Source organism: Buttiauxella sp. S19-1 (assembly GCF_022134725.1).
GTDB classification, from domain to species: domain Bacteria; phylum Pseudomonadota; class Gammaproteobacteria; order Enterobacterales; family Enterobacteriaceae; genus Buttiauxella; species Buttiauxella ferragutiae.
This window is the reverse complement of the sequence record NZ_JAHWLU010000042.1, coordinates 24139-37756: the sequence shown is the minus strand read 5'-3', so window position 1 is coordinate 37756 and position 13618 is coordinate 24139. Positions and strand designations below refer to the sequence as shown.

The following is a 13618-nucleotide window of genomic DNA, read 5'->3' as shown; positions in this document are numbered from 1 at the left end:
CGTTATAGATGTTAATAATATTAACAATTGAAGCGTTAATTTATAATAAATAAAGATATGATGAATCTATGCTGCCACTTTAATTTGCCGGGTTAAAGCTGAAAATATTTCACTTGTTGGTTATAAATTAATCCGCTAGTGGTTAATTTATATTTGATACATGATGTTACGGGAAAACGTGTTTTGGCTTAATAGCCAAAAATGCACACAATCAGATCGCCAGTTATTATTTTTCAGCGTTCTGCTAATCTGGTAGCTAATCAGCTGATTCCCGTTAGCCCATAAAAGGAACCGTGATGGTGGATGTCCACAGCAAGACTATTCGCAGTAAGAATATGCGGGCTATCGCAACGCGTGATACTGCTATCGAAAAGCGGTTGGCGGGTTTATTAAGCGAGTGCGGTTTTTCCTTCCGCACGCAGGACGCAACCCTTGCTGGCAGGCCAGATTTTGTCATCGATGAACACCGCTGCGTTATCTTCACCCACGGTTGTTTCTGGCATCACCACCACTGCTATTTATTTAAAGTTCCGGCAACGCGCACCGAATTCTGGCTGGAGAAAATAGGCAAAAATGTGGCGAGAGATAGTCGCGATTCAACGCGTTTATTAAGCGAAGGCTGGCGAGTACTTTTGGTTTGGGAATGTGCGCTGCGGGGCCGCGAAAAACTCAGTGACATCGCACTTTGTGAACGTCTGGAGGAGTGGATTTGCAGTGGCGGGCATCACGCACAAATTGACACCCTTGGCATACACGAGCTTAAAGACGACGGGTGGCAAGCGCCACCCGCAGGCTGATTACTTCTCTACCTCACAGACTGTCACTACCGGCTTTGGGGGCAGCAGATATTTCCCTAAAGTCACCAACACCACGGCGAAAATAATCACGCCAAGCGCCAGCCATTCAATGGGCGATAAACTTTCCCCGGCAAAACCCGTTCCCAATAACACCGCAACCACAGGGTTGACGTAGGCGTAGCTGGTGGCAACTGCAGGCGCGACGTTACGAATCAGGTACATGTAAGCGCTGATGGCAATAATGGAACCAAATATAGAGAGGTAAGCCACCGCCGCAAAACCTGCGGGGGTTGGTAAAGACGCGAGATGCTCACCGGTTAACGCCGAAGCGGCCAGCAACACAATCCCGGCCGCCAGCATTTCTACCGCTCCCGCCATTAAGCCCGTGGGGAGTTCGATGCGCGAACCGTAGACTGAACCGAAAGCCCAGCTAATCGAGCCAATCAGAATTAACATTGCGCCCCACGGATTACCGCTCAGGTTGCCGCCGCTATTGAGCAACACGATACCACCCAGACCAATCGCGATACCGAGCCATTCCAGCTTGCGAGTTTGAATACCGAACAAGCGGCTAAAGCACAGCGTAAATAGTGGAACGGTTGCCACCATCACCGCGGCAATACCTGAAGGAACATGTTGATGCTCAGCGACCGTAACAAAACCGTTGCCCACTGCCAGCAATAAGACGCCAACCAGTGCGGCGTTAAGCATCGGGCGCAAGGCGGGTAATTTATGGCCTCGCAGCAATAAAACCGCCATCAGCAATATGCCAGCGGCCATGAATCGCACCCCGGCCATCATAAACGGCGGCCAGCTTTTCACGCCAACGGCGATGGCAAAATACGTTGATCCCCAGATGATATATAACGCAAATAGAGCTGCAACCAAAGGCAACAACTGACCAGAACGAACGCGCATGTGTCTTCACATCCTTTAGCAAGAGAGCTAATAGTTAACGTCAAAACTATCTGACTGGCGAGCATTTTACTTGTTGTGATTATGTTAATTTTTATTGACAGCCTGCTTTGATTTTCGTTAATGCACTTTTCTTCCATATACTGTTAGGCAGACAAACTAAAAAAGGACGTTCATTTAATGGCTGGAAGTAGCTTATTAACCTTGCTGGATGATATCGCCACGCTGCTGGACGATATTTCGATGATGGGAAAAATGGCGGCGAAGAAGACGGCTGGGGTGCTGGGCGATGATTTGTCGCTCAACGCGCAACAGGTTTCTGGTGTAAGAGCTAACCGCGAAATACCTGTGGTCTGGCAGGTGGCGAAGGGTTCTGCCATCAACAAAGTGATCCTCGTTCCGCTGGCGCTGATCATCAGTGCATTTGCGCCGTGGGCTATCACGCCTTTATTGATGATTGGTGGCGCATTCCTTTGTTACGAAGGTGTTGAGAAAGTGGTGCACAACATTCATGCCCGCAAACACAAGGAAACGCCCGAAGCCCGCCAACAACGGCTTGATGAAATCGCCGCGCAGGACCCGCTGGTGTACGAAAAGGATAAAGTTAAAGGTGCCATTCGCACCGACTTTATTCTGTCTGCCGAAATTGTCGCGATTACCTTAGGGATTGTGGCAACGGCCCCTTTGCTTAACCAGGTGCTGGTGCTGTCCGGTATTGCCATTGTCGTGACCGTCGGGGTTTATGGCCTGGTGGGCATTATCGTTAAACTGGATGACCTCGGTTTTTGGTTGGTAGAAAAAAGCTCGGTGGTGGCTCGTGGCATCGGGAAAGGGCTATTAATTCTTGCCCCGTGGCTGATGAAATTCTTATCAGTAGTCGGCACATTGGCGATGTTCCTGGTCGGCGGCGGTATTTTGGTGCACGGCGTGCCAGTGTTGCATCACGCCATTGAAGACTGGGCGCAGAAGTTGGGCGGCATTGCTCATTTGCTGGGGCCAACAGTGGCGAATCTGGTGATCGGATTTATCATCGGGGCCATTGTGCTGGCAGTCGTAAATGGCATAAGTCGCTTGCGTAACAACACAGTTCACTAATTTTTTGCAGTTATTTACGCTTATCACCAGGCAAAACAGCAGGTCATTGTCTATAACTGTAGAAGTTTTCACCCCTGATACAGGAGGCAGTTATGGTCTTTGTGGTCAGCGATGAAGTCCAACCTAAGAATGGTGGCCCAAGGATGATTGTTACCGGGTTTTCCAGCGGTATGGTGGAGTGTCGTTGGTATGATGGTTATGGTGTAAAGCGTGAGGCCTTCCGCGAGGATGATTTAGCCCCACTGGCAACAAGGAGCGCCTCACAAGGATAAACCTGAAACGCCCGGTCAATGATCGGGCGTTTTTATTTCTTGAATACCGTCAGTTGCGGGAATGATATACTTTTCATGAATATGTTTATGATTAGTAATCACTGCGAGTGATAATATGCAGCACTATTAATCAGAACCGTCCCAGCTTTGCGAGAAAAAATTACGGCAGTTGTGACAGGCTTTTAGATGATTGCGGTATCCGGGAGAGTGTGAGTGTTTGGCGATGCAATTCAGCGCGAGATAAGCCGTTTCAAAAGTCCAGGGAAGGTGGTTAACCTTTGTTTTATCGTGGTATTTATCTTTTCCACTGTGCTGACATGGCGTGAAGCTGTGGTGCTAGAAGGTGCCTACGTTGCCAACCAGCGCAATAGCCTCGACAGCGTTGCGACCCTGCTCGACAGGCAACTTCAGCACAACATTGATAGTCTGCTGTTTTATCGCAATACCATGCACTATGCGCTGCAATCTCCCATCTCAACGGACCGAACTCGTAAATCCCTGGCTGAGTTTGACCTTTTCCGCACCCAACCTTTTTGGCAATTACGGCTGGATCTACATCGCAGCTTGCCGATGAATGGCGTGTCGGACGAATTTGTTAACAGTAGCCCGTTGCTTGAACGCGATGACGAGACTCTCCACACGGAGCTTAGCGCAGCCCTTGAATTGAGCTATATCATGCGCTTATCAGACCGCTCGCGAACGTTACCACAACGGATATTTTATGCATCGCGCAGTGGTTTTTTTCTCTCCAGCACCGCTCCTGTTAATGACCCGAAGATAGTCTCGCTGTATTACCGTTTGATCGCGCAACCCTATTTTTCTTCTCAGTCGCCGCAAAATAACCCCTCGCGGGTTTTGCTATGGACGCACACCTTTAACCCGAACAGCACTTCCGGGCAGATAATCACGGCGGCGATTCCACTGGATTTCAACGGGCGTTGGTACGGCGTGCTGGCGCTAGATTACCCGATTGACTCGTTGCATAGCTTCTTACAACAAGCCAAATATGACGATCACGAGGGTACGGTGCTGCTCTATGACAACGAACTCAATCCAATCGCGACTTCGGCTAAACAGATGCCGAAACATGCGTTATTTACCGCTCCTCAACTGGCTCAAATTGCCAATGCCGTGACGGCAGCGAAGCCCGGAGAGCAGGGTGAATTACGTTTGGATACTCGTTTTATTACCTGGGCGAAACTCAACAACTTCGACGGCTTGCTGATAAAAGTTCATACCCTGGAAGAGGGGGTGCGTGGTGAATTTGGGCGTATTAGTATCGTGCTCAGCGTGTTGTGGTTGTTATCCACCCTAATGCTGTTTGTTTCGTGGATGGTGATCCGCCGCCTGGTGAGTAACATGTTCAGCCTGCAACAAACCCTGAGCTGGCGCGCGAATTACGACACATTAACCCGTTTATACAATCGCGGCGCCTTCTTCGAGATTGCGAACAAAATCGCCCAGGAATGTAAGCAGCAAGCGCAACCGTTCTCTGTCATTCAGATGGATCTTGATCTCTTCAAAAGTATTAACGACAGGTTTGGTCACAGCAGTGGCGATAAAGTCCTGACACATGCCGCCGCGATGCTCAGTGATGCGTTTCGCCAGGGCGATGTCGCCGGGCGCGTGGGCGGAGAAGAGTTCTGTATCGTTTTGCCTGACACGACACTGGAAGAAGCGGTAAAAGTGGCGGAGCGCATCAGAGTGCGTATCAACAGCAAAGAGTTGCTGTTAAAGCAGGGGAACACCACCAGAATCAGTGCGTCGTTCGGCGTTAGTAGCGCGCTGGAATTTAACGATTACGACTTCGAACGGCTGCAATCTTACGCCGATCATCGCTTGTACAAAGCGAAGCAGGGCGGACGTAATCAGGTCTGTAGTCACGACTAAATCAGCGAGACGGGGTGGTGATGAAGTGGTCAAGACCCTCTTTCCATCCTTCAGGGCCGTAGTTCTGGCTGCGATACACGCGCTGTGGGGTGTCGTTTTGCAGCGTGATGGGTTGCCTGCTGTAACCTTTGACGACAACCGCGTAGTCGACGCTATCGAGCAGTAAAGCGTCACTTGGGCTGTCACCAAGCCCAATGGTGATGTAAGTTTTCCCTTCGCGTTGCTGAAATTGCTGTTGCAGCCAGTGAATGGCTTTGTCTTTGCCCGCCTGCATATCGAGAACATGCCAGAATCGCCCGCCTTGCAACATCATCAAACCCAGCGAGGCAAGCTGTTCGCTAAACGCGGTCATCATCTCCTCGCTATCGCGCCAGATTAATGTCTCCGAGGCTTCATTAAGTTTCGCAAGGCTTGCCTGTGTGCGTGTCAGTCCCGTCAGTTCGCAAAGGATGTGCTCGTCGACATCGGCAAAACAGGTGAATTTGAAGCCAAATTTCTGGCGCAGTTTATCGAGCACAGCAAACAGTTCTTGATGGTGAATTCCGGTCAACAGGCGAGGGTAGGCATCACTGTCACTCCATCGGGCGTCAAGCTGAATCACCGCGCCGTTTTCAGCAATAAATGGCAGGCCCGTTAACGAAAGTTCGTGTTGCCAGTCCAGGATTTCAGCGGCGCTTTTCGCACTACATAAAATTAGCGGGATGCCGTGTTGACGGAGCACACTGATCCACGGACTGGCGGCTTCCCAGCGATAGGAATGATGCTCCAGCAGCGTGCCATCAAGATCTGAAATGATTAATAACGGATCGTGCAAAAGTGGCATGGCGCTTCTCCTAAAATTCAAATAGTGAGATCCCGGTGCTTAAGAATCTTCTCAATCAAACTAACCACTTAATCCTTTATGGGTAACCGGAAAGCCGCGGCTGATAAGGAGTTCAGGGCCCGTTTCACCCCGTCATATTCAAAATATAAATATGCATATGGTGAATATTTCATTGTGTTGAAATAAATCTGAGGTAATGTGAACGCACATCAGATTTCCTGATGTAACGAATTTTTCAAGTGCTTCTTGCTTACGCAAGTTTAATCCCGGCGACTCTGCCGGGATTTTTTTACCCTTCATACTTCAAGCTGCAGGTGCGTTGACTGCATTCCCTCACCCGAATCACTTACTTAAGTAAGCTCATCGGGATTCACTCATTTGCCGCCTTCCTGCAACTCGAATTATTTTGGGTATATCTAGCGGTTCACTTCATTGACACTAAAATCGTGTATATCCAACTCGAAGGCTTCCGCCAGTTCGGTGTAGGTATGCCAGGTGCGTCCATCGATACTGACCCGATGGGGATCGTCGCTATCGCTCGCACGCGTAATTTCACTTTCGCTGATCTCATTGATGGCCGCCAGTAAAGCATCAACATCGATACGCGCGCTATCATTGAGTTCTTTCGTGCTCTTCATGCCGTAGTCCTCCAGGGGTACCCGAGATTAAGTATAGACACCCGATGCGAATGAGTCGTTTTTGATCTAAACTGGCACAAAGAAACCGGAGGGATTTTGTTATGAATATCAACGATCGCGTCACCGTGAAAACCGATGGCGGCCCGCGTCGGCCAGGCGTGGTATTAGCTGTTGAGCAATTTAGCGAAGGGACGATGTATCTGGTGTCGCTGGAAGAGTATCCGTTGGGCATCTGGTTTTTTAACGAGTCAGGCCACCCGGATGGTATTTTTGTAGAACGCTCGGAGTAGTCTGTTGCTGGGTGGTTCTGGTGGAGTCGCTTACGCTAATCCACCCCACACCTGCCGTTCCCTGGTCGGATTAGCGTAGCGACATCCGACATTCACTTGCGGTTTAATCTCTAACGCAAATTAACAAAAATACCATTCGTCACATTATCCGTCAGGCGCACCACATGATAAATCACCTGCTTATTATGGGTTTTTATCTTGCGTTTTATATTTCCTTTGTGCGATGACACCGTTTTTGCTTTGATATTCATCTGATCTGATATTTGAATGGTGCCTTGCCCGGACATCCACATTTTAAGCATGCTCGACTCAGTGCGGCTTAATGATAACGTGGGTAAATTAATATGGCCGATGCAATGCGCATTTTTTGCTAAATATTCCGAAAGGATTTCATCTAGTGATTCAGGTTTTATTGATTTGGAGCTAATTAACAGATTACTGCGAACCAAAAGATATTCATCAAAATGAATATTAGCAATTGCCATAAAGACTAAAAATAATGTATTGGGATGCTGATTAATGATCTGCTTAATTTTCTCGCTGCTCTGAGCATCATGGATGAAACAGTCTTCATTAATAAACACCACATTAGGCGACTGCGACTCACAGGCGTGAGCCAGCTCCTCGGTAGTCTCCACGTTGGTCATCTGCCGTTTTCGGATGCCACGGCTGGTCAAATATCCTGTTAATCCTAGCCGGGTATAACTGCATAAATCCATAATGATCGTTGACATAACATTCCCCCCCTTTTACCCGCGAAGTATTTTTAGGCATAACAACTATCCAGTAAAGTTATGTATAATTTGCTAAGAAATTTCTCAAAGTAAAGTGAATGTTAGATTCTGTGAGATAAGTAAAAGCATATAAGCCGCGCCGGATATATCCTGGTGGATGTTATTTAAGAAAGCTTTTAGGAATATCCTCATGAAGGCTATACAAATAATGTGGGATTAATTTGCGGGTATTTCACTCACAATATCAGCAAGCAAATTAAATACTTCACTAAATAAATGTTCGGCGAAAGGAGCCATCAAAGGAATTAAGGCAGTCATGACTAACATGCCGACGGCAAGAGTCAGTGGAAAACCAATCACAAACACCGAAAGTTGTGGGGACATACGGTTGAGTAAACCCAGAGCAATGTTCAGGGTCAGCAATAACGTTATCAGCGGCAGTGCCAGCATCAAACCGTTAAGGAAGATTAAACCACCCGCACGCGTCAGCGCCATAAACGCATTACTGTTGATCGGGTCACCGCCGATCGGCAGGGTGTGAAAAGTGTCGACCAGCATCGAAATCAGCCATAGATGACCGTTAAACATCAGAAACAGTAGCATCGCCAGCATATCTATAAACCGCGCCAGCACCGGCATGTTCAGACGGCTGCCAGGGTCAAAGAAGGTGGCGAAAGACAGTCCCATCTGCAAACCGATGATTTCCCCGGCGGTGCGGATAGCAGCAAAGGCAAACTGCATGGTGAAGCCCAGCGCAATGCCAATCAGAATTTGCTGTGCTGCGAGCCAAAAGCCCGCCGCTGAGAAAATAGTCACATCAGATGCGGGAATGGTGGGGGCGATTATCCAGGTGATCATCAGCGCGAGGCCGACTTTCACCTTTTTGGAAATAGAACGCTCACTGAGAATGGGAGCGGTTGAGATCAGGGCCAGAATACGAATAAATGGCCAGAATCCCATACTCAGTAAGGTGAGCCACTGCCCGCTATCAACGTGAATCATCCAATGTTCATCGGGATGTTCGTTAGCAGCGTGCGCATGTAGTCCAGCAACAGATTAAGCATCCATGGCCCGGCGACGATAATCGTGACAAACACCGCCAGAATTTTTGGGATGAACGAAAGAGTCATTTCGTTAATCTGTGTGGCGGCTTGCAACATGCTGATGATAAGACCGGTGACCAGAGCCACCATCAACAGCGGGGCGGCGAGCGCCAAAGCCACTTTCATCGCTTCGGTGCCCATCATCATGACCGACTCAGGAGTCATCTTTTTCCCCTCTAACTGTAGAAACTTTGCGCCAGCGAGCCGACCAGCAATTGCCAGCCATCCACCAGGACAAACAGCATTAATTTAAAGGGCAGGGCAATGGTTGCCGGTGGCACCATCATCATCCCCAACGCCATCAGTACGCTGGCGATCACCAGGTCGATAATCAAAAACGGAATGAACACCGTAAAGCCAATCTGGAAAGCCGTTTTCAGCTCGCTGGTAACATAGGCCGGAAGCAATATGCGCATCGGTACCACTTCCGGGCCTTCGAGCGGTGGCGTATTCGCCAGACGGGCAAACAACGCCAGATCCGCTTCACGGGTTTGGCGCAGCATGAACTCGCGCAGCGGTTGAGAACCTTTTTCCAGCGCTTCATCCATCTGGATTTTGTTTTCACTAAACGGCTGATAGGCATCGGTATAAATTTTATCGAATACCGGAGCCATAATGAAAAAGGTCAAAAACAGCGCCAGCCCCAGTAGTACCTGGTTTGGCGGTGCAGACGGCGTACCCAATGCACTACGCAGCAGGCCAAAAACAATAATGATGCGCGTGAAGCTGGTCATCATCAGCAAGATGGCCGGTAAAAAGGTCAGCGAGGTGATAAACACCAGCGTCTGAACCGGTAGCGACCAGCTTTGCCCGCCGTTGGACATCGGCTGGCTGATAAGCCCCGGTAATTGTGCGAAGGCGGCTGGCATCACAAGCAGCAAGCCGAGCAACGAGAAGGGGATCCAACGTTTCATCAATCTTTCCCGTTACGTTTAAGCAGGTTTTTCATCAGGCTTTTTTTCATCAAATCATGGAAATCAGCAGGGGCAACCGGGGAAACCGTTTCACTGACCGCTGCGGCGGGCAGCGTATGCAGATGAGTAATTTGCCCGGCGGTGACGCCAAGTACCAGACGCGCGTCTGCGACATCCACAATCACCACCCGTTCGCGAGCGCCAACGCTACAACTGGCGCTGACTTTCATCTCTTTGCTGGAGCCGTTTTTGGGTGCCAGGCCAAAACGTTTTGCTACCCAGGCGGCAAGTAAGATAAAAATAATAATCGCCGTTAAGGCTCCGCTCACTTGCACCAACGAAGAGCCGGTGCTGGCGGCAGCCGGTTGCTGTACTGTTGCCTGGGTTTTCATCGAATTAACGGCTCAGACGACGCATACGTTCAGATGGCGTAATGATGTCGGTGATGCGCACACCGTATTTGTCGGCCACGACGACCACTTCACCCTGGGCAATCAGATAGCCGTTGATCAGAATATCCAGCGGTTCGCCTGCCAGGCCATCCAGCGCCACCACCGAACCTTGCGATAAACGCAGCAGTTCTTTGATGGTCATACGGGTACGGCCCAGTTCCACTGTCAGCTTGACCGGAATGTCCATAATCAGGTCGATGTCCTGCATCGCCCCGGCAATGTCATTGCCTTCCAGCGCACGGAACACGCTGTCAGCGGTACTCTTGGGGGAGACTTTTTGTTCGTTTAGCGCATCAGCCCACAGATCGTCCACGGAGCCTGCATTGTCGTCGGACGGTTGATTAATATCACTCATTTGGGCTGTTCCTCGTTCAGCGAATTCAGGATTGGGTTGATCAAATGTTCGACGCGCAAAGCGTACTGACCGTTAAGCGTGCCGTACTGACTGGTCAGCACCGGAACACCGTCAACGTGCGCCAGAATGCGCTCCGGTTTATCCATCGGCAGCACGTCACCAGGTTTCAATTTTAAAATTTGCGACAGACGCAGCGGTATGTCAGCGAAGTTGGCTATCAGTTCCAGTTCGGAGTGCTGAACCTGGCGCACGAGCGTATCGCGCCAGCTTTGGTCTTCCTGGCGGGAGTTTTCCAGCGGCGGATTCACCAACAGCTCGCGCAACGGTTCAATCATGCTAAATGGCAGGCAGATATTAAACTCGCCGGTCAGGTTGCCTATCTCGACATGGAACGGAGTGTTCACCACGATGTCGTTTGGCGACGTGGTGATGTTGGTAAATTTCACCTGCATCTCGGATCGCACATATTCCACATCGAGTGGATAAATCGCTTTCCACGCATCGCTGTACGATTCCAGTGCCAGTTTCAGCATGCGGTTAATCACCCGCTGTTCGGTATGGGTGAATTCGCGGCCTTCCACTTTTGTCGGGAAACGCCCGTCGCCACCAAACAGGTTATCCACGGCGATAAACACCAGGCTCGGTGAAAACACGAACAAACCGGTACCACGCAGCGGTTTGAGGTGCATCAGGTTGAGGTTGGTGGGTACCGGCAGATTGCGGGCAAATTCGTGATAGGGCTGAATGCGGATCGCCCCGACGGTAATGTCCGGGCTACGGCGTAACAGGTTAAACAACCCCATACGGAACTGACGGGCAAAACGCTCGTTGATAATTTCCAGCGCTTGCAGGCGTTCACGCACCACACGACGCTGAGTGTTAGGGTCATACGGACGAATGTCCGTTTCTGGCGACGAGCCTGCTGTCGGTTCGTCGCTACTGTCACTGTCGCCATTTAACAGTGCGTCAATTTCGGCCTGAGAAAGAATGCTATCGCCCATGGGATTACCGCAAAATAAAGGCGGTATACAGCACGTCGCTGACTGCCTGTTGGGGTTGCCCGGCGACAAGCGGTGGAGCCAGCGTATTCTTGATGGCTTCAACCAGTTTTTGTTTGCCTTCATCGGTCGCCAGGGCTGCACCATCCTGACGGGAGAACAGCAGCAGCAAGCGGCTACGCACTTCTGGCAGGAATTCGCTCAGGCGTTGACGCGTGGCATCGTCTTTCAGACGCAACGTGATACCGATGTACAACACGCGGTCAGCGTCACCGAGGTTAACGGTGAACGTATCCAGTGCGTAAAACACAGGCGCGGGTGGTGGCTCCGGTGCTTTCGTCTGAGCAGAAGCCGGTTCTTGCTTCATACGCCAGTAGCTGTAACCTGCGGTAGCACACGCTGCAAGAGTAATCAGGACCAGTAACATCATCCAGATGGAGCCCTTGCGGCTTTTTGGCAAAGCGGTGTCAGTCATAAAACGCATCTTTCCTGTATCGGTACTGCATATGGGTCAATTATCCCGTGTCTGCGGGCGTTCAAAGGCCCGAAAACAGGGGATTTTTATCTCTACATCTGACGTTTAGCTTAGGGAGAGCGACTCAGGCAAAAATATCCACCGCGTTATTTCCCGACGCTAAACGTTGAATACTGGCAGGAACGGCCAGCGATTCAGACTCTCCCATCGACGGGAAGCTGCCTGCTGAACGTTGTGCCTGTTGCTGCTGTTGCCCAGATTGCTGTTGTTGCTGTTGTGCAAAACTTTCACTGCTGATACTGCTTTGCCCCAGCTGAATGCCGCTTTCCGCCAGCGCAATACGCAAGTTGGGCAGCGTGGCTTCGAGTGCGGCACGCACATGGCTGTGGGCTGAAACCATCTGCAATTGCGCCTGGTTATCGTCGAGTTTCATGCTGATTTGAATCTGGCCGAGATCATCAGGATGCAAACGTAGCTCAGCCGTTTGCTGGCCCTGGCGGGTGAATAAAGCGATGTGCTGGCTTACCGACTGCTGCCACTCCTGGCTTCCCAGTTGTGCGCTAATCTGTGGTGCGACAGGCACGGCAATTTGAGTTGTGGCCGGTGTGGCAACGGTTGCGGTACTGAAGGCTGGCGCGGTGAGCGTTGATGTAGTGGCCGTATTGTTGGCTGCATTATCGCGGCTGCCATTTTCCGCATTGTTTAAGGCGGCGAAGGTTTTCGTGTCGACCACGGGTTCGTTGCTGGTGGACGGCGCAGTATTCCCTGGCGTGGATTTATCCAGAAGCCCTGGGGTTTCGTCCAACGCGCTAGCGTTGTCACGGCTATCCGTCGTCAGGGTGTTTTTGATACCGCTGCCTGTGAGCAAAACATTTAGCGCGTTTGAACCTTCGCCATTCGTTTCAGGCTGCATATTCAGGGCGCTGGCGGTTGGCGTTTGCTGCGGCAACATGGCAAACAGGGCGCTCAACGCCTGCATATCCGCATTGCTCAGTGTATGGTTTTGCTCACTCTGCGCTTCAATTTGCGCTGTTTTATCGTCGCTGCTGGTTTTCTTCACATTAGCAAGCAGGGCGGAAAGTGCTTCTGGCGTGTCGAGATTGCCCAGCAGTGAGGCGAGAGTCACTTTTTCATCGGCAGTGCTGGTGCCTTTGCTCGGCGTTTTATTCAGCGCGGCTTCAAGCGACACGGTTTTGCCGTCTGCCAGCGAAATCTCGCCGGGTAACGCTTTACCGAGCAGGCTCAGAAAATCTTCGCTGAAACCTTTATCTGCGACGGTGGCACCGCCCGCAGTAGTCGAGCGGCTTGCGACATCAGGAGAAGTGATTATCAGGGGCTGCATCATTGTTCGACCTTCCTCAGTGTTGCCCGCTGGGCATATTCATCCATCAGTTTTTGATCAAGCTTGTTTTCGGCCAGTAACACCTGCGCGGCTTTTCGGTCTTGCAAAGTTTGCCAGGCCTGTAATCTTTTTTGCTTCTCTTGCCAGAAGTTGAGCGCCAGGTTGACCTTATTGTTCCACTGCGAGAGTTGCTGGCGGTGCTGGTCAATAGCTTTCTCAAGTGTCTGTATAAACTGCTGATAATTCTGCCAACGGTTACTGGCGATCCCCTGGCTCATGTTGTCATTCAGGCTGCTGCTGTATTCAAACTGATAGTTAATCAGCATGTTGAGTTGTTCTTCCGCCTGCTGGCAGCCGCGGCGCATTTCACCTAAGCGGACTGCTGCATCGTCGACCTCTTTTACTGCGAGGTCACACAGGGTATCCAGTGCGGTGCTTTGGTTCATACCGATCTCCCATCAAGCTAGTGTCGGATGGCGCTTCGCTTAACCGGCCAACGAAACCCGTCATCCACCGTTGTTGTGA

At 50.5% G+C, this 13618-nt stretch carries 18 protein-coding genes; 5 read left to right on the top strand and 13 right to left on the bottom strand.

Features of this window, described 5'->3' with window-relative positions; all coding sequences use genetic code 11:
* The first annotated feature begins 296 nt into the window (after positions 1–296).
* Complete coding sequence (locus tag MES37_RS11600; RefSeq protein WP_237931477.1) at positions 297–797, top strand: very short patch repair endonuclease; 501 nt, start codon at positions 297–299, stop codon at positions 795–797.
* Here MES37_RS11600 and yedA read toward each other — a convergent pair whose 3' ends face one another.
* Positions 798–1715 carry a drug/metabolite exporter YedA gene (gene yedA, locus MES37_RS11595; protein WP_064545487.1) on the bottom strand — a complete coding sequence of 306 codons (918 nt, stop codon included), beginning with the start codon at positions 1713–1715 and terminating at the stop codon, positions 798–800.
* 177 nt (positions 1716–1892) lie between these two features.
* On the opposite strand from yedA, the gene MES37_RS11590 reads away from it, so the two are divergent.
* From MES37_RS11590 to dgcQ, 3 genes are all read left to right on the top strand, one after another.
* The gene (locus MES37_RS11590) at positions 1893–2807 is read left to right on the top strand and encodes a DUF808 domain-containing protein (RefSeq protein WP_064545490.1); all 915 of its coding nucleotides are present in this window, start codon (positions 1893–1895) and stop codon (positions 2805–2807) included.
* Between the two features lie 92 nt (positions 2808–2899).
* Complete coding sequence (locus MES37_RS11585) at positions 2900–3079, top strand: YodC family protein (RefSeq protein WP_064545493.1); 180 nt, start codon at positions 2900–2902, stop codon at positions 3077–3079.
* A gap of 213 nt (positions 3080–3292) precedes the next feature.
* Positions 3293–4969, top strand: a complete 1677-nt coding sequence (gene dgcQ / locus MES37_RS11580; protein WP_237931475.1) for a cellulose biosynthesis regulator diguanylate cyclase DgcQ — start codon at positions 3293–3295, stop codon at positions 4967–4969.
* Position 4970: 1 nt separating this feature from the next.
* Here the strand turns inward: dgcQ and MES37_RS11575 are convergent, their stop codons facing one another.
* Together MES37_RS11575 and yodD are read right to left on the bottom strand one after the other, a co-directional pair.
* On the bottom strand, positions 4971–5792 hold the full coding sequence (locus MES37_RS11575; protein ID WP_064545497.1) for a mannosyl-3-phosphoglycerate phosphatase-related protein: 822 nt from the start codon (positions 5790–5792) through the stop codon (positions 4971–4973).
* Positions 5793–6208: 416 nt separating this feature from the next.
* Positions 6209–6430, bottom strand: coding sequence for a YodD family peroxide/acid resistance protein (yodD, locus tag MES37_RS11570; RefSeq protein WP_237931474.1), 222 nt, complete (start codon positions 6428–6430; stop codon positions 6209–6211).
* Between the two features lie 101 nt (positions 6431–6531).
* Between yodD and dsrB the strand changes: the two genes are divergently transcribed.
* Entirely contained in the window at positions 6532–6720 is a 189-nt protein-coding gene (gene dsrB / locus MES37_RS11565) for a protein DsrB (protein ID WP_064545501.1), read from the top strand.
* Between the two features lie 110 nt (positions 6721–6830).
* Here the strand turns inward: dsrB and rcsA are convergent, their stop codons facing one another.
* The 10 genes from rcsA to fliJ form a co-directional block, all read right to left on the bottom strand.
* Complete coding sequence (rcsA, locus tag MES37_RS11560) at positions 6831–7454, bottom strand: transcriptional regulator RcsA (protein WP_064545503.1); 624 nt, start codon at positions 7452–7454, stop codon at positions 6831–6833.
* A 216-nt stretch (positions 7455–7670) separates the two neighbouring features.
* A complete protein-coding gene (gene fliR, locus MES37_RS11555) occupies positions 7671–8456 on the bottom strand; it encodes a flagellar biosynthetic protein FliR (RefSeq protein ID WP_064545505.1) in 786 nt (261 codons plus the stop codon).
* The gene (gene fliQ, locus MES37_RS11550) at positions 8453–8722 is read right to left on the bottom strand and encodes a flagellar biosynthesis protein FliQ (protein WP_064545507.1); all 270 of its coding nucleotides are present in this window, start codon (positions 8720–8722) and stop codon (positions 8453–8455) included. The genes fliR and fliQ overlap by 4 nt, the downstream gene beginning before the upstream one ends.
* Positions 8723–8733: 11 nt before the next feature.
* Entirely contained in the window at positions 8734–9471 is a 738-nt protein-coding gene (gene fliP / locus MES37_RS11545) for a flagellar type III secretion system pore protein FliP (RefSeq protein WP_064545509.1), read from the bottom strand.
* Positions 9471–9863 carry a flagellar biosynthetic protein FliO gene (gene fliO, locus MES37_RS11540; RefSeq protein WP_064545511.1) on the bottom strand — a complete coding sequence of 131 codons (393 nt, stop codon included), beginning with the start codon at positions 9861–9863 and terminating at the stop codon, positions 9471–9473. The genes fliP and fliO overlap by 1 nt, the downstream gene beginning before the upstream one ends.
* Positions 9864–9867: 4 nt before the next feature.
* Positions 9868–10278, bottom strand: coding sequence for a flagellar motor switch protein FliN (fliN, locus tag MES37_RS11535; protein WP_232886764.1), 411 nt, complete (start codon positions 10276–10278; stop codon positions 9868–9870).
* A complete protein-coding gene (fliM, locus tag MES37_RS11530) occupies positions 10275–11279 on the bottom strand; it encodes a flagellar motor switch protein FliM (RefSeq protein WP_064545515.1) in 1005 nt (334 codons plus the stop codon). The genes fliN and fliM overlap by 4 nt, the downstream gene beginning before the upstream one ends.
* 4 nt (positions 11280–11283) lie before the next feature.
* Positions 11284–11751 carry a flagellar basal body-associated protein FliL gene (gene fliL / locus MES37_RS11525; RefSeq protein WP_064545585.1) on the bottom strand — a complete coding sequence of 156 codons (468 nt, stop codon included), beginning with the start codon at positions 11749–11751 and terminating at the stop codon, positions 11284–11286.
* A gap of 124 nt (positions 11752–11875) precedes the next feature.
* The gene (locus MES37_RS11520; RefSeq protein WP_237931471.1) at positions 11876–13096 is read right to left on the bottom strand and encodes a flagellar hook-length control protein FliK; all 1221 of its coding nucleotides are present in this window, start codon (positions 13094–13096) and stop codon (positions 11876–11878) included.
* Positions 13093–13539 carry a flagellar export protein FliJ gene (gene fliJ, locus MES37_RS11515; protein WP_064545519.1) on the bottom strand — a complete coding sequence of 149 codons (447 nt, stop codon included), beginning with the start codon at positions 13537–13539 and terminating at the stop codon, positions 13093–13095. Before fliJ ends, MES37_RS11520 begins: the two co-directional genes overlap by 4 nt.
* Positions 13540–13618: the final 79 nt, after the last annotated feature.